Genomic DNA, 15349 nt, shown 5'->3' with positions numbered 1-15349 from the left:
CCACCCAGCCCCACAGCCAACCCACCACGCAAGCTAGCCCCCACCCTAGCACGCCTAGCCCCACACAGCCCAAGCCAACAAGCCCCACCACGCAAGCTAGCCTAAAAACCCCGCCTAAACCAGCCACCCCCAAGCCTCAAGAACACCACGCACCAAGCACTCCAGAGCATCCAAAGGTAGCTAGCCCCACCCATCCGCCCTTACAGGGTCTTAACACACAAAAGAGTTAAACATGAATGATACCTTACTCAACGCTTATTCGGGCATCAAAACCCACCAATTTGGCATCGATAGTTTGTCTAACAACATCGCCAACATCAACACCGTAGGCTACCGCGCCAACAACCCCGAGTTTAAATCGCTCTTTTCAGCGCATCTAGATTCGCTAGGGAGTAGCAATATCACCGCTGATGATCGCAACTTTGGGGTGAGAGCGGGGAGCAATGCCATTTCAGATAAAGATGGCGAATACATGCCCAGCGATTCGGATTTTAACATGGCTTATCAGGGGAGCGGGTGGTTCATTGTGGGTCCTAATAAAAACGGCACGATGGAGATCAACAAGGATGGTTACAAACAAGCCCAAGAGAATTTTTACACCCGAGATGGGAATTTCTTACGGGACGCTGATGGCTATATTGTGAATGCCCATGGCTATTATGTCTATGGCATTGATTTACACAAAATCAAAAATGGCGTGTTGATGGCGGGCAATCCAGATGAGGAAGCCAAGATTTTAAAGGGGGGTAAGCTTAGCACGCTGTATTTGCCAAGAGATGTGCAATACCAGCCCGTTTTGACGACCAAAGTGAATATGAGCGTGAATCTCAACCCTAAAAACCATGTCCGCCCCGCCGAACAATATTTGTTAGATGAAAACGGGCAGGTGATCCAAGATCGTTTTTTAAACCAAGATGCCAACGCCCTAGCCAATGATGACAACGAGCCTTTGGATCTGCCCGTGCATCGGAATTTAGAGATCATGATCGTCAAGGGCGACATGGCACAAGATTTGGTCTTTAAATACGGCACAGGGGGGGTTGAAAATAACGAGTTTAGGACTTTGGGCGATCTGAAAAAATTACTCCAAAGCAAGGCTAAATTAGATTTAGATGTGGTCAAAAGCCGCCCTGGGGATGTGATCTCGCCTTTATTGTTGCAGATCAAAAACCCCAGCGACCCCGAGGCGACTCTATTTATCGGCGGGCACATGGCAGAAAAGCTAGGCTGGATTGCCAATGGCATGATCTTAAAGAAAAATGAGGGTCGGGATTCCGTGCCGATTCGCATCCCCTTTTATAGCACCACCGCTGAGATTTACGACAAGGGGGGGGAAAAGTATTTGCTCAAAAGCGACTATTTTATGACCAGCACCAAAGACCCCCTAAGCCCCACGCCCACCGAAGAAAAATGGGATGTGGAAAGCTCCATTTTGGAAATGCGGGATAAAACCCCCATCACCCCCAAATCAGTACGCCAAACTATTAGCTTTGATAAAGCGGGTAAAATGCACGCCCAGCCAGTAACCCTGAATTTTAAGGGTAGTCCTTTGACCTACTCCATTGATAAGAGCGATGATTATAGCTCCAGCGATGAACCCTATGAAGATTCGCGGATTATCCAAATCTCTCAAGATGGCAAGCCTAAGGGTTTGTTGCAAAACATGCGTATTGATGATGATGGCGTGATTCATTTGGCCTTTAGCAATGGTGCGATTGAGACGATGGGGCGCGTGGGGATCGCCACTTTCACCAACGATCAAGGGCTTAAAAAAGTGGGGAGTAATTTATTTGACATTGAGAATGCCACCCGTAACGGGCGGGCTGCCCCCTTGAGTGGTAACCCGATTATAGGCTGGGATCGCGATGATGGCAAGCTCAAATTTGGCAAGATCATGCATAAGTATTTGGAGAGCAGTAATGTGGATGCGGGGCGATCTTTAACAAACTTGATCTTGATGCAAAGAGGCTATTCGATGAATGCTAAAGCCTTCACCACAGGGGATGACTTGGTTAAAGAGGCGATCAATTTGAAGAAATAGGGCCATGCAGGAGGAATTTTTTTGTAATTACAGCGAAAAGGACTGCCAAGAGTTGATCCGCTGTTTGCTTGAAGGAGAATACCAAATCCCTAGATTCCAACGGGATTTTGTGTGGAAAAAAGATCAGGTCGCCAAATTCATCGATAGCCTTGCCAAAGGCTTTCCTACGGGCAGTTTTTTAGTGTGGAAAACAAAAGAGCGTCTGCAGTCCAGCAAAGAAATTGGGCAAATTTTTTTAAAAGAGCCCAAAACAGGCGAGATTTATTATGTGTTAGATGGGCAACAACGCATGAGTGCCTTGTTTGTGGTGTATCAGGGCTTAAAGGTAAAAAGAAGCTCTAGGGTATTTGATGACTACAAAGACATCATGCTAAGGCTAGAATCCGATGAGGACAAAGATTTTTGCTTTGTGCGCGACCCTAAAGTTGAAACTAACGAAGTGGCGGTGAGCGTGTATGATTTGATCAATTTGAGCATCGTGGGTGTCCAACAAAAATACAAGCTCAACGCTGAGGCAACGGAGTGTTTTGAGGAATTAAAAAAGAAAATCGTTAAATACCGCTTGCCCGTGATTGAAGTTGCCAATGCCCCGTTGAGCCAAGCTATTGAAATGTTTGCTAGGATTAACAAAGGGGGGACAAGTTTTTCCTATTTTCCCATGGCATGCGCCAAGTTTTACATAGCTCCCACAGCTGATGAAAGCCAGACCATCATTACCGACCCTGGCTTTGATTTACAAGAACGCTTTGATCTCTTGTGTGCCGACTTGAACCGCTTAAATTACGGCTTTGATCAGCCTATGGCGGTGTTGCAACTCATCTCTTATTTGGTGCACCAAAACAGCCCCACCCCTAAAAAAAGGATTGTCAGAGACACAATCTTAAAACTAGACGCTAAAAAGGTGTGGGAAATGTGGGGGTCTTTGACCTCTGCTTACGCCCATGCTGCCCACTTGCTCAAGCACGATTTTAAAATCCCCTCCTTTAGTTTTTTGCCCTCTGTGGGGTCTTTTGTGCTCATGGCTTGTTTTTACGCCTTAAGCGGGGGCAAAAGCCCCAATGCGACACAAGTCAAACGCCTCAAACAGCTTTTGTTTAGGGGCATGTTTTTTGGCAATAGCAAAAATGCCGACTTGCTCAAACAATTAGACCTTGTGGCAGACATTTATGCCCAAAAACCCCTTGACTTAGCCAAAGAGTTGCCCTTAAACCTCAGTCTAGATTTTTTAGTGGCTGAGAAGTTCAGCACCCGCAACACTCTGCACCAAGCGACCCTATGTGTTTTGGCAAGCCTTGAGCCTTGCGACTTTAACAACAATAGTAAGGTGGTGTTGGATAATTTTTTTGCATCCGAGGACACTGAGCACACCAAAAAGCGCCATTTGCACCACTTCTACCCTAAAAACCACCTCAAACACATCGCCCCTAAGCAAAACCCCGATGTGATCGCCAATATCACCTTTTTAAGCGCCAAGCTCAACCAAGAGATCAAGGACAGCCCGCCTAAAATCTACATTGAAAAATACCGCCAAAGTAATCCACATCTTGATCAAACCCTACAAACCCACTTAATCGATCTTGCTAGCCCCAAAGTGTTAGAGGACTACCAAGCCTTTTTGCGCATGCGCGCCCAAAAGATTTTGGAGAAGATCAAGGAACTCACTTAAGGCAGATGTGCTAAATTTGAGCCTTTAGCCCCTTTAAGCTAAAATACCCCTTTTCTAAAGGCACGCCGTGATCACCAAAGACAACCTAAAAGAAGTCCTACAAGCCCTCAACTTCGCCCAAGAGGGCAACACCTACACCCACGCCTACGAAAATGAGGCTAAAATCATCGTGAATTTTACCGCGCAAAGCATCATTTACTCCCCGCAAGACCCACGCTTTAAAGAGGGCGATTATCCCAGTCTAGAAAATCCCAGCAAGGGTTTTGTGATCCACAGAAGCACCACGACTAATTTTAGCTCCAATGAAAATTTTGTCTGCTTGGTGGCAGTGCATAAACTTTTAATAAAAGGCTATGCCCCTGAGCACATCATCTTAGAACCCACTTTTAAAATCGGGCATGGGCAAAAAGCCTATGGCGATATTTTGGTGCTAGACCTAGAGTTTAAGCCCCTAGTCTTGATCGAAAACAAGACCTATGGGGCGGAGTTTGCGCGCGCATGGAGCGAAACCCTCAAAAACGGGGGGCAACTTTTCAGCTACTACGCCGTGCATAAAGTCCCCTATCTCTGCCTATTGGCATTTAATAGCCACCTAGAGCACGACTTAAAAATCATCTGCACCAAGGACAACGATGTCTATTTAGAGCAAATTAACAAGGAGCGCAAAGAGGCGGACAAAAAACGCAGCTTTGCCGACCCTGCCAACACAAACGCCCGCGCCTATTTTGAAGTGTGGAGTCAGACTTATTTGAGCACCTTCACCACGCAAGGGCTGTTTGAACCCCAAGCCCAAGCCTACAACATCGGCAAGGAAAAATTCCAACTTGCCGACCTACGCCCCCTAAGCGCGTCCCAAATGAAGGGCATTTACCACGAATTTGCCACGATTTTACGCCACCATTCCATTGGCAATTACGAAAATAGCTTTTACATTCTAGTGGATTTATTCTTATGCAAATTGGCAGACGAACACATCCACCCTACAGACCTGCAATTCCCTTATAAAGGCGTGGTCGCAGACGACCCATTAAGCTATTGCGACCGCCTGCTCAATCTCTACGAGGAGGGCGTGAGCCGATTCTTTAAAAAAGATGTGGTGAATGTCAAAAAAGAGCAAATCGCCGCACTTTTCACCAGTGCCAAGCGTTACAAGGGCAAGTTTAAAGAGGAATTAGACGCGCTTTTTGACAAGCAAAAATACTTCAACATTAAAAAATTCAACTTCATCGAGGTCGAAAACGCCGAAGAATTTTATTTGAACTTTAAAGTCTTGGTGCAAGTGGCAGGCTTGATTCAAGACCTGCACTTGAGCGCAACCACGCACAGCAACCAATTTTTAGGCGACCTGTTTGAAGGCTTTTTAAACCGCCACATCCACCAAACCGAAGGGCGTTTTTTCACCCCCACCCCCATCACCAATTTCATCATCCACTCTTTGCCCCCACTAACAAGCAACCCCAAAGTTTTAGATTTCGCCTGTGGGGCAGGGCATTTCTTAAGCGAGTTTATGACTCACCATAAGAACGCCAAAGTCTATGGCATTGAAAAGAATAAAGACCTCTCTAAAGTTGCCAAACTCGCCTGCTTGTTTAAAAACCCAAATAACCAAGCCAAAATCTTTTTCCAAGACGCACTAGATCACCCCGCCCCAGCCCATAAAAAGGACTTTCAAGACTTCGATTTGATTTTAAGCAACCCCCCCTACTCCGTCAAGGGCTTTTTAAGCACCCTAGATGCCAATGTCATCACAAGTTTTACATTGGGGCATAAAGAGATTATCGATCCAAAAAGTTATGAGAGCAACAACGCCATTGAGTGCTTTTTTATCGAACGGGCGCAAAGTTGGCTGAAAATGGGGGGCGTGTTTGCGCTCATCTTGCCCGTGAGCGTGTTGCAAAAAGGGGGGATTTACGAGAAAACCCGCGCCCTACTTTTAGACAACTTTAAGATTTTATGCATCGTGGAGCTCAACTCGCGCACCTTTGGGAGCACGGGCACGCAAACCATCATCCTTTACGCCCAGAGGGTGCAAAAATTCGCCCAAGACCTCATCAACGCCCTAAAAGAGGCGGGCTTTGAGAGCGCAAATTTAAAGGAGGATTTTACCCAAGTGGGGTTTTTGCAAGAGTATTGCGCCTTTAGGGGCTACCCCCTAGAGGACTTTAGGGCATTCTTGCAAACCAAGAACCTAAGCCCCTATCTAAAAGAGAACTTGAAAGATTTGTCTAAACTGAAGGAGGAGCAAATCCACGCCCTAGAGCTAGAAAAAATGCTTTTATTTGCCAGCGTGCAAGAGGAGGAGGTGCTGATTTTAAAAAGCCCCCCTGAGAAAAAGGGCAATGCCAGCAACAAGGCTAAGATTGTAGAATTTTTAGGCTATGATTGGAGCAAACGCAAGGGCGATGAGGGTATTAAATACGCCAGCACGCAAAACGCAGACGACCCCGATAATGAGGCACTCAGCAACATCCAATCGGCTAAACATATTGTAACTCCCCTCTACAACCCCGACCCCAAAAATGCAGATGACCCCACAAAGTTAGCCCATGCCCTCAAAAGCTTTATGGGTTCTCTCTTAGCAAACACCCCCCGCCCTAATTTGAGCGTGTATACTGACCAAGACCCCGCAGGCTATCAGCTTTTTAGCACGCCCCTAAGGGAGATGTTGGATTTTTCCAAGGCGGTGTTAGATCGGGGCATTAATTTGAATCCCAAACAAGAGGCAGTAAATCCTTTTGAGGGGGGCAAGTGGGAGCTAGTGAGATTGGGGGAGCTCGTTTCTGTAGCGGATTATGTTGCAAATGGAAGTTTTGCACTCTTGCGTGAAAAAGTCCAATACTTAAAACAAAAAAATTACGCTATCCTAGTCCGCTTAAAAGACTATTCTAATGGGTGGAGTGGGGACTATGTTTATGTGAATAAGGGGGCTTACGACTTCTTGGAAAAGAGTAAGCTAAATGTCGGGGATATTGTGATGTGTAATGTGGGGAGTTTGGGCATTTGCTTTAAAGTTCCAAATTTAGGGCAACCGATGACATTAGCCCCCAATTCTATTTTGATTAAGCCGTGTGTTGAAACAATCAAAAATGATTTTCTATTTTGTATCTTTAAAACGGATATGTTTCAGCAACTGATCCAAACTATTAGCTCATCAATGGCTCAACCTAAGTTTAATAAAACGGATTTTAGAAATCTTAAAATCCCCCTCCCGCCCCTAGACATCCAAGAGCAAATCATCGCCGAGTGCACTAAGGTAGAAAAACGCGCCCAAGAGTTGCAAGAGGGCATACAGAATTACCAAAACTTGATTTTAGCCGTGCTAGGCGTGTGCGGACTTAGCCACACCAAAGAAACTAGAGCTCTAGCTACAGACCCTAAAACAAAGGCGTATATCACAAACCCTAGAACAAGAACCTATGTTACGGAGGGGTCGCAAGTCGCTATAATGGTGCAACAAAGCCGAAAAATCGAGCAAATCCTAAAAACCCTAGCTACCCTAAACCTAGAGGCAACACAGCTCACAGACCCCAAGTTAGAGGAGCTCAAAAGCTTAGTCCAAGATTTACCTAACCCACCAGCTGAGGGGTGGGAAATGGCAAAATTGGGAGATATATGTGATTTTAGGAGGGGACCATTTGGCGGAAGTTTAAAAAAGGAAATTTTTGTCAAAAATGGATATAAAGTCTATGAGCAACAACATGCTATAAAAAATGACTTTGAAATAGGGAATTACTTTATCACACAAGAAAAATTTGATTCTATGAAAAGTTTTGAGGTTATACCCAATGATTTAATAGTCAGTTGCTCTGGAACAATCGGGAAAATTGCCATAGTGCCAAGCAACGCAAAGCAAGGTATTATCAATCAAGCTCTCTTGAGACTAAGACTAAAAAATGGCAGGACAAATAGCAAGACACTAAAAATAATCCTAGATAATCTCAATAACCCTTTTAATGAAAGAGCACATGGTGTTGCCTTAAAAAATGTGGCAAATATTGAAGTTTTAAAACAAATACAAATCCCCCTCCCGCCCCTGCCAGCGCAAGAGCAGATCGTGGGCGTTCTCACCCAAATTGAGCAAGAAATCGCCCGCCTAGATGCAGAGATCGCCACCCTTGAGGGACAAGAACAAGAGATTTTAAAAGAGTTTTTAGGCGTAACAGAGAGAGAGAGAGAGAGAGAGAGAGAGATCGCAAACCCTTAAGCTAATCTTAGGCAAACTTGAGCGCGCCAAAGCCCTCAAAGAGTCTTGCCTTGCCCTTCTAACCCACGCCCTAGAAAAAGCAGGGCTAAAACCCACCCTAGCCACGCTTTTACAATCCCTCCCCACACCCCCCGCCAGTGGGTGGGATTTTGTCAAATTGGGGGAAGTATGCAGCCTAGAATATGGAAAAGCCCTACAAGAAAACAAGAGAAAAGAAGGCACATACCCCGTAATGGGCTCAAATGGGATTGTTGGCTACCACAATGCCTACCTTGTTAAAGCTCCTTGTATCATCGTGGGGCGTAAAGGTTCGGCAGGCAAGGTAACCTATAGCGAAAAAGATTGCTACCCCATTGACACAACTTTTTATGTAGAAACAAAGTTGCCTTATAACATCAAGCTACTTTACTTCGTGTTACAAAGTTTGGAGTTAGAAAAGTCAAGGATAGGGATAGGTGTGCCTGGGATTAACCGCAACGACATTTATGGGCTTAAAATCCCCCTCCCACCCTTGCAAGCACAAGAGCAAATCGTGGGTGTGATCGCCCAAATCGAGCAAGAACGCACTGTCCTAGAAAACACTATGAAGTCTTTAGAGGGACAACAGGAAGTTATCCTAAAAAAATATCTGCACCCAGACACATAACCATGCCCACAAAACCCAAGCACCCCCCAACTTCTGCTATAATCCCCCCTATGCAAAACTTTAAGAAAATTCTACTCATTGGATCGGGTCCCATGTCTGGGGCAGGCGTGCGAGTTTGACTACTCCTCTAGCATTGCCCTTAAAACGCTTAAAAATTTGGGCTATTCAATTTTTAGGTTAGAGCTATATTTAAGCCCAAATGGAGGGGATTTGGGGCAAGTAATGGAGCAAAGCCCATTTTCCTAACAACCCTATTAGATCACTTCTTCACCAAGTCCTGTAACCAGTGTTTGACCTTGCCATAACACACCTCAAAGACATTTTTATAAGGTTCGCTCTCATAACCAAAACTTTCATGGAGTTTGATGAGAAGTTCTTTTTGTTTCTCCTCGAGCTTTTGGGGATAGACAATTTTCACCACCGCAATCAAATTCCCACGCCCATTACCATTGACATCTTTCACCCCCTCATTTTTGAAGATAAAGGGCGCATGATCGGCGGTGTTGGGTGGGATTTGCAATTCGAGCTCTTTTTTCAACGAGGGCACCATGATTTTGCTCCCCAGTGGGATTGAGGTGAAAAATACGGGCACTTCAATGTAAATATCATTCCCGCGCCGCACAAAATGTTCATCTTCCCCCACAACAGCTTCCAAATACAAATCCCCACGCATGCCCTGTTGGTATTCATTGCCCCGCCTAGCCACGCGGATACGATTTTGCGCATCAATGCCCTCGGGCACATCTAGGCTAAACTCCTCTTGTTGGATCATAAAACCCTGTCCCTTACACGAGTCGCATTTTTCTTTGACAACCTGCCCCCTGCCTTGGCAGTGCGGGCATGTGCTTGCCAAAGTCATAAAACCTTGCTGGATAAAGCTTTGCCCCTTGCCATGGCAGTGTGGGCAAGTTTGGGTTTTGCCCTCCTTAGCCCCACTCCCCTGACATGCCCCACACCATGCCTTAAAATCAAGCTTGATATTTTTTTTACACCCAAAGATGGCTTCTTTAAAGCTCAATTCTAAGGGCATCAACAAGTCTTTGGGGATTTTGGATTGTGGCTGGCGTTTGCCAAACCCAAAGGCATTGGAGAAAAGGGAATCCTCCCCAAACAAATCCGCAAAAATATCGCCCAAATCGCCAAAGCCCCCCATCCCACGCCCCTCTAAACCTTGCTTGCCATAGCGATCGTAAATTTGGCGTTTTTGATCATCTGCCAACACACTATAAGCTTCGCTGATTTCCTTAAACTTCTCTTCAGCTTCCTTATCGCCCAAGTTGCGATCAGGGTGGTATTTCAAGGCTAATTTTTTATAGGCTTTTTTGATGCTCTCTTTATCGGCGGTGCGCTCCACGCCTAGCATCTGGTAGTAATCCAAAGACTCCAAAATAACCTCTCTGCATTGGTGTTGAAAAAAAGCATTCTACTTTAAAAAGATTGATTTAGCATTAAAGCTAGCCATGATAATTGGGGGCTTCTTTGGTGATATCCACATCATGCACATGCGACTCTCTTAAGCCTGCTGGGGTGATCTGCACAAATTGGGCGTTTTTGGTTAGGGTGGGGATGTCCTTAGCCCCTAGATAGCCCATTGAGGAGCGCAGACCCCCCACAAGCTGGTAAATGATGTCCGCAATCTTGCCCCGATAAGGCACACGCCCCTCAATGCCTTCAGGGACTAGCTTTTCAGCAGCCAAGCCCTCTTGAAAATAGCGATCGCCACTCCCCTTACTCATCGCCCCAATGCTGCCCATGCCCCGATAGCTCTTATACTGCCGACCCTGGTAGATCAGCGTATCCCCCGGAGACTCCTCAGTGCCCGCAAGCAAACTCCCAATCATCACACAAGATGCCCCCACTGCCAAAGCCTTAGCCACATCGCCGGAATACTTGATCCCTCCATCGGCAATGATGGGGACATCATGCTGGCGCGCCTCTTGGTAGCAAAAATCCAGTGCGCTCATCTGGGGCATCCCCACCCCGGCTACAATGCGGGTCGTGCAAATGCTCCCCGGACCAATCCCCACCTTCACCGCATCCGCTCCGGCGTTGATCAAATCTTTTGTGGCTTGTGCGCTCACCACATTCCCCACCACCACATCAATATCTAACTCTTTTTTAATGGATTCCAAGGTTTTGATGATATTGAGCGAATGCCCATGCGCGCTATCTAAGACCAAGACATCGACCCCTGCCTTAACCAACGCCCTAGCCCGATCGAGTTGGTTAGCTCCCACAGCCGCCCCCACGCGCAAACGCCCCAAATGGTCTTTATTGGCTTGGGGGTATTCAATGCGTTTTTGGATGTCCTTAATGGTGATGAGCCCTTTTAAAATGTTGTTTTCATCGACTAAGGGGAGTTTTTCGATCTTGTGTTGGTGCATGATGGCTTGCGCCTCATCTAGGCTCACACCCGCATGGGCAGTTTTCAAGGGGGCTTTGGTCATCACTTCCTCCACCCGCTTACTCAAGTCATTTTCAAAGCGCAGATCGCGATTGGTCAAAATGCCAATGAGTTTCCCCCCCTTATCAATCACGGGCACGCCAGAGATTTTATAATTATCCGTGATGGCTTTTGCCTCCGCTAAACTCGCCTTGGCATGGATATAAATGGGATCGTGAATCACCCCGCTTTCACTCTTTTTAACCTTCAACACCTCTTGGACTTGCTCTTCAATCCCCATGTTTTTGTGGATGATCCCAATCCCCCCTAATCTTGCCATCGCAATTGCGCTTTGGTGCTCGGTTACGGTATCCATCGCCGCGCTCACAAAGGGGATATTCAAACTAATGCGCTTGCTAAGCCTAGAGATCACGCTGACCTCTTTGGGTAAGACCTCTGAATAACATGGGATCAACAACACATCCTCAAAAGTGAGTGCTTTACCGATGGTTTGCATGATTCTCCTTCTTAAAATGTCAAATTTAACTCCTGCTCCAAGCTAAAAGCCACATCTAAAATATCTTGTTCTCCAAATGCCCGCCCAATTAATTGCATGCCAATGGGTAGCCCCATCTTGTCCTTAGCCACAGGCAAGGAGAGAGCGGGCAGACCCGCTAAATTCACCCCCACAGTGTAAATATCGCTCAAATACATTTGTAAGGGGCTGGCATGCGCATTGAATTTGGGGGCTACGCTAGGGGCTACGGGAGCTAAGATCACATCGACCTCTTTAAAAATTTGGGTGTATTGCTGGGCGATGAGCGCGCGCACCTTTTGGGCTTTGAGGTAGTAGGCATCATAATAACCGCTACTCAGCACAAAATTACCCAACATGATCCGCCTTTTGACCTCCTCCCCAAAACCTTCGCTGCGGCTCAGGCTATAGAGCTCCTTAAGATTAGAGCTAGCAGCACGCCGCCCATAACGCACCCCATCAAAGCGGGCTAGATTGGAGCTCGCCTCAGCGGTGCTGATCACATAGTAAGTGGCGACATGGTGTTTGCTCTCCAGTAAATCAATGTGGATGCTCTCATGCCCCATCTCCTCCAGCAAATGCACGCTGTCATAATAAGCAATGGCAATGGACTCATCGGCTTCTTGCAAATAATCTTTGAGCACCCCGATTTTCAGGCGGCGATCCTTGTCTAAATTTTTAAAAGTGAGCGTGCTCTCTAGGGGTGTGCTAGTCGAGTCGCGTTTGTCTGCCCCACTAATGGCATCCAATAACAGCGCGCAATCCTCCACATTTTGGGTAATGGGCCCGATTTGATCCAAACTGGAACTATAAGCCACCAGCCCATACCGACTCACCCGCCCATAGGTGGGCTTAAGCCCCACGCACCCACAATAACTAGCGGGCTGGCGGATTGAGCCCCCCGTATCACTCCCCAAAGCAGCAATGGCAATCCCGCCTGCTACCGCACTAGCACACCCCCCCGAACTCCCCCCAGCCACACGGCTTAAATCTCTAGGGTTTTTCACCCCCCCATAGCAACTCGACTCGCTGGTGCTCCCCATAGCAAATTCGTCCATATTAGCCCGCCCAAAGGCACACATGCCATTTGCATGCAATTTGTCAATGACTCCGGCATGGTAGGGCGCAATATAACCTTGTAAAATCTGGCTTGCACAAGTGATCTCCCAACCCTTGACGCTGATATTATCCTTGATCAAAATGGGCACACCCGGAGCGCTGGGGGCATCTGGCGTGCCAATATAGGCATTTAATTCGGGTTTTTCATTAACTTTTTTGGCAATCTCTGAGGGGAGTTCTTCTAATTCAGAGGCGGATAAAGACATGGCTTGTTTGAGGGTGAGCATCAAATCTCCTAGAATTTTATTTAATCTTAGCAAAATAAGCTATGGGTTATCCTTTAAAATTTCTTGGGCTAGACTCTGAGGATCGATTTTTAAGGAGTGTTCCACTAGGGCAGTATCGCCATGCAAGACATACAAATCCCCCACTTCAAAACTCTTCAAACACACCCCCCCGCCCAAAAACTCCAATAACGCACTCCCCACACCCCCCATCAAATACGAATCGCTAAAGACATAAATTTTAGAATAACCGGGCAAAATTTCTTTAAGGGCACTATCTAAGGGCTTTAAAAAGCACAAATCCAACAAACCCACCTTTAAGCCCTCTGCCTCTAATAACTTCAAAGTTGCATACGCCCGCCCCACGCCATTACCATAGCCCACCAATAAGATTTTACCCCCCTCTTGAAGCCACTCACACTTGCCTAAAGTGTAGGGTTTAGCCCCAAACACCCCATCGGGGAGCAAAAACGCCCCTCTAGGGTAGCGAAAAGCGCAGGGACCTTGATTGTATTGGTTAGCAAAATAAATCGCTTGCTTTAAAGTGGCGTTATCCCTAGGGGCTAGTAAGACCATGTGGGGGATGGGGCGCAAGTAAGCGATGTCTAGCAACCCTTGGTGGGTTTCCCCATCCTCGCCCACAATCCCAGCGCGATCGATGGCAAATTTCACGGGCAAGGACATGATCCCCACATCATGCACGATCTGATCAAAGGCTCTTTGTAAAAAAGTGGAGTAAATGCTCACAAAGGGTTTAAAACCCTCTTTGGCAAGGGCTGCCATAGAAGTTACGGCGTGTTGTTCGGCAATGGCAACATCCCAAAATCTCTGAGGGTAGGCATCGATGAGTTTGCCAAGTCCGGTTCCCCCGGGCATAGCCGCTGTAACCCCCACGATCTTATCATCAAGGCTGGCTAATTCAAAGAGGGTGTCTGAATAAACCTGTGTGGGGCTCAAGGGCTTAGGAGCGCTTTTAAGACTCTGACCGGTTTTAAGATCAAAGGGACCCACGCCATGCCATTTTTCATATTTCCCCTCGGCGATTTTATAGCCCTTGCCTTTGGTGGTTTGGGCGTGGATGAGTAAGGGGCCTTTGGTTTCTTTGGCAATTTGGAAGGCTTGGGTGATTGCCTCTAAATTGTGCCCATCAATGGGGCCCAAGTAGCTAATGCCCAACTCCTCAAATAAAATCCCCGGGGTAATCAGCTTAAAGGACTCCTCAAAGCGGTTGGCTAAATAATTCACCCCATCGGGCATGGACTTTAGAATATTTTTGATTTTTTCACGCAAAGACTGGTAGAGCGGGCGCGCCATCAAATGGGACAGTGCATTGCTGATCGCCCCTATGGGTTTGGCGATGCTCATTTCATTGTCATTCAACACAATCACTAAGGGGTATTTGCGATCGCCTAGCTCATCTAAGGCTTCATAAGCTAGCCCTGCACTCAAGCTCCCATCCCCCACCATCACTACAGGCACATCATCAATACCCTTGAGCGCATAAGCCTTAGCCACGCCCACGCCCACAGAGATCGCTGTAGAGCTATGCCCGGCAATAAAATAGTCATAGGGCGATTCGCTAGGGCGCACGAACCCACTGATCCCCCCAGTTTGGCGCAAGGTGCTAAATGCCTCAAAACGCCCCGTTAGGAGTTTATGGGCGTAGGCTTGGTGGCTGGTATCAAAAATAAAAGGGTGTTTGTCTTTATCAAAGACATTGTGCATGCCCACAATAATTTCAATTGCCCCCAAAGAAGAACTTAAATGCCCGCCATTATGGCTAACCACCTCTAAAATGCGCTCCCTTAAAAGCACGCAAACCTTCTCAAGTTGCGCACTCTCCAGCCCATAGACTTCTAAATCTTTGAGAACACATTCCATATCAAACCTTTAAATTATCGAGCACGCTCTCTTTTAAATTCTTGTAACGCGCCATCAAATTCCCATCAATATTGCCTTGAGAACTGCTGATAAGCACCCCGCCCTTAGCGATCGCATCGCTGGGTTCTAGTTTGATTTTGGGTAGATCTTTGAGATTTTGGGATAAAAAGGGGTAATCTAGGGTATTGACCTTCACGCAAATATCCGTGGCATCCATGATGTTTTTTAAAAGCTCTTTAGCCAAAGCCAAAGCCACTTCTTGGCTTTTTTGCTCCACCTCTTTAACAATGACTTCTTTAGCAATCTCAACGGCGATTGCGCTGAGTTCCTTCTCTAAAGTTTCTAAATGGCTTTGGGATTGTTGCATGGTTTGATCGATGGAGGTTAAAGACTGCAAAAGATGCCTTTTTTCCTCATCAATACTAGCACTCAGATCGCCCCTTGCCTTTTGCTCGCCCTCACTAAAACCAATCTTGTAGCTATCCTCTCTAGCTTGTTGTAAGAGGGTTTGGCTCTCCTCTTGGCTCTTTTCAAATTGCATTTGGAGTTTGGCAAGTTGCCCGGAGAGTTCATCGGTTTTTTTGAGCAAGCACTCGATAAGATCGTTTTCTAGCTGGATGGAGCGTGTGGGGGGCTCTGGGGGTGGTGGG

Annotated in this window: 9 protein-coding genes and 1 pseudogene; 5 read left to right on the top strand and 5 right to left on the bottom strand. The window is 46.7% G+C overall.

The window, feature by feature from the left end:
- Positions 1-232 precede the first annotated feature (232 nt).
- From C5684_RS06210 to C5684_RS09800, 5 genes and pseudogenes are all read left to right on the top strand, one after another.
- Positions 233-2041 carry a flagellar hook-basal body complex protein gene (locus C5684_RS06210; protein WP_104638814.1) on the top strand — a complete coding sequence of 603 codons (1809 nt, stop codon included), beginning with the start codon at positions 233-235 and terminating at the stop codon, positions 2039-2041.
- Positions 2042-2045: 4 nt separating this feature from the next.
- Positions 2046-3707 (top strand): DUF262 domain-containing protein, encoded by a 1662-nt coding sequence (locus tag C5684_RS06205; protein ID WP_104639761.1) that lies wholly within the window; start codon positions 2046-2048, stop codon positions 3705-3707.
- 67 nt (positions 3708-3774) lie between these two features.
- Entirely contained in the window at positions 3775-7911 is a 4137-nt protein-coding gene (locus C5684_RS06200) for an N-6 DNA methylase (protein ID WP_104639760.1), read from the top strand.
- Positions 7912-8068: 157 nt separating this feature from the next.
- Complete coding sequence (locus C5684_RS06195) at positions 8069-8557, top strand: restriction endonuclease subunit S (RefSeq protein ID WP_158650201.1); 489 nt, start codon at positions 8069-8071, stop codon at positions 8555-8557.
- Positions 8558-8607: 50 nt separating this feature from the next.
- Positions 8608-8728 (top strand): annotated as a pseudogene (locus C5684_RS09800) (carbamoyl phosphate synthase preATP-grasp domain-containing protein); the annotation flags it as partial.
- A gap of 88 nt (positions 8729-8816) precedes the next feature.
- Here C5684_RS09800 and dnaJ read toward each other — a convergent pair.
- The 5 genes from dnaJ to fliH all read right to left on the bottom strand — a co-directional run.
- Positions 8817-9944, bottom strand: coding sequence for a molecular chaperone DnaJ (gene dnaJ, locus C5684_RS06185; protein ID WP_013890312.1), 1128 nt, complete (start codon positions 9942-9944; stop codon positions 8817-8819).
- 67 nt (positions 9945-10011) lie between these two features.
- Positions 10012-11457, bottom strand: a complete 1446-nt coding sequence (gene guaB / locus C5684_RS06180; RefSeq protein WP_104639758.1) for an IMP dehydrogenase — start codon at positions 11455-11457, stop codon at positions 10012-10014.
- Positions 11458-11468: 11 nt separating this feature from the next.
- Positions 11469-12821, bottom strand: coding sequence for an Asp-tRNA(Asn)/Glu-tRNA(Gln) amidotransferase subunit GatA (gene gatA, locus C5684_RS06175; protein ID WP_104639757.1), 1353 nt, complete (start codon positions 12819-12821; stop codon positions 11469-11471).
- Positions 12822-12860: 39 nt separating this feature from the next.
- A complete protein-coding gene (gene dxs, locus C5684_RS06170; protein WP_104639756.1) occupies positions 12861-14699 on the bottom strand; it encodes a 1-deoxy-D-xylulose-5-phosphate synthase in 1839 nt (612 codons plus the stop codon).
- A gap of 1 nt (position 14700) precedes the next feature.
- Positions 14701-15349 (bottom strand): flagellar assembly protein FliH (gene fliH, locus C5684_RS06165; protein ID WP_233708680.1); only part of this gene is annotated, 649 nt, incomplete at its 5' end.

This window comes from Helicobacter bizzozeronii (assembly GCF_900196775.1).
GTDB classification, from domain to species: domain Bacteria; phylum Campylobacterota; class Campylobacteria; order Campylobacterales; family Helicobacteraceae; genus Helicobacter; species Helicobacter bizzozeronii.
This window is presented reverse-complemented; position numbering and strand designations above follow the sequence as displayed.

Coding starts and splice junctions, on each gene's coding strand:
- dxs (WP_104639756.1), bottom strand. CDS start 14,699: ATGGAATGTGTTCTCAAAGATTTAGAAGTCTATGGGCTGGAGAGTGCG.
- C5684_RS06210 (WP_104638814.1), top strand. CDS start 233: ATGAATGATACCTTACTCAACGCTTATTCGGGCATCAAAACCCACCAA.
- guaB (WP_104639758.1), bottom strand. CDS start 11,457: ATGCAAACCATCGGTAAAGCACTCACTTTTGAGGATGTGTTGTTGATC.
- C5684_RS06205 (WP_104639761.1), top strand. CDS start 2,046: ATGCAGGAGGAATTTTTTTGTAATTACAGCGAAAAGGACTGCCAAGAG.
- gatA (WP_104639757.1), bottom strand. CDS start 12,821: ATGCTCACCCTCAAACAAGCCATGTCTTTATCCGCCTCTGAATTAGAA.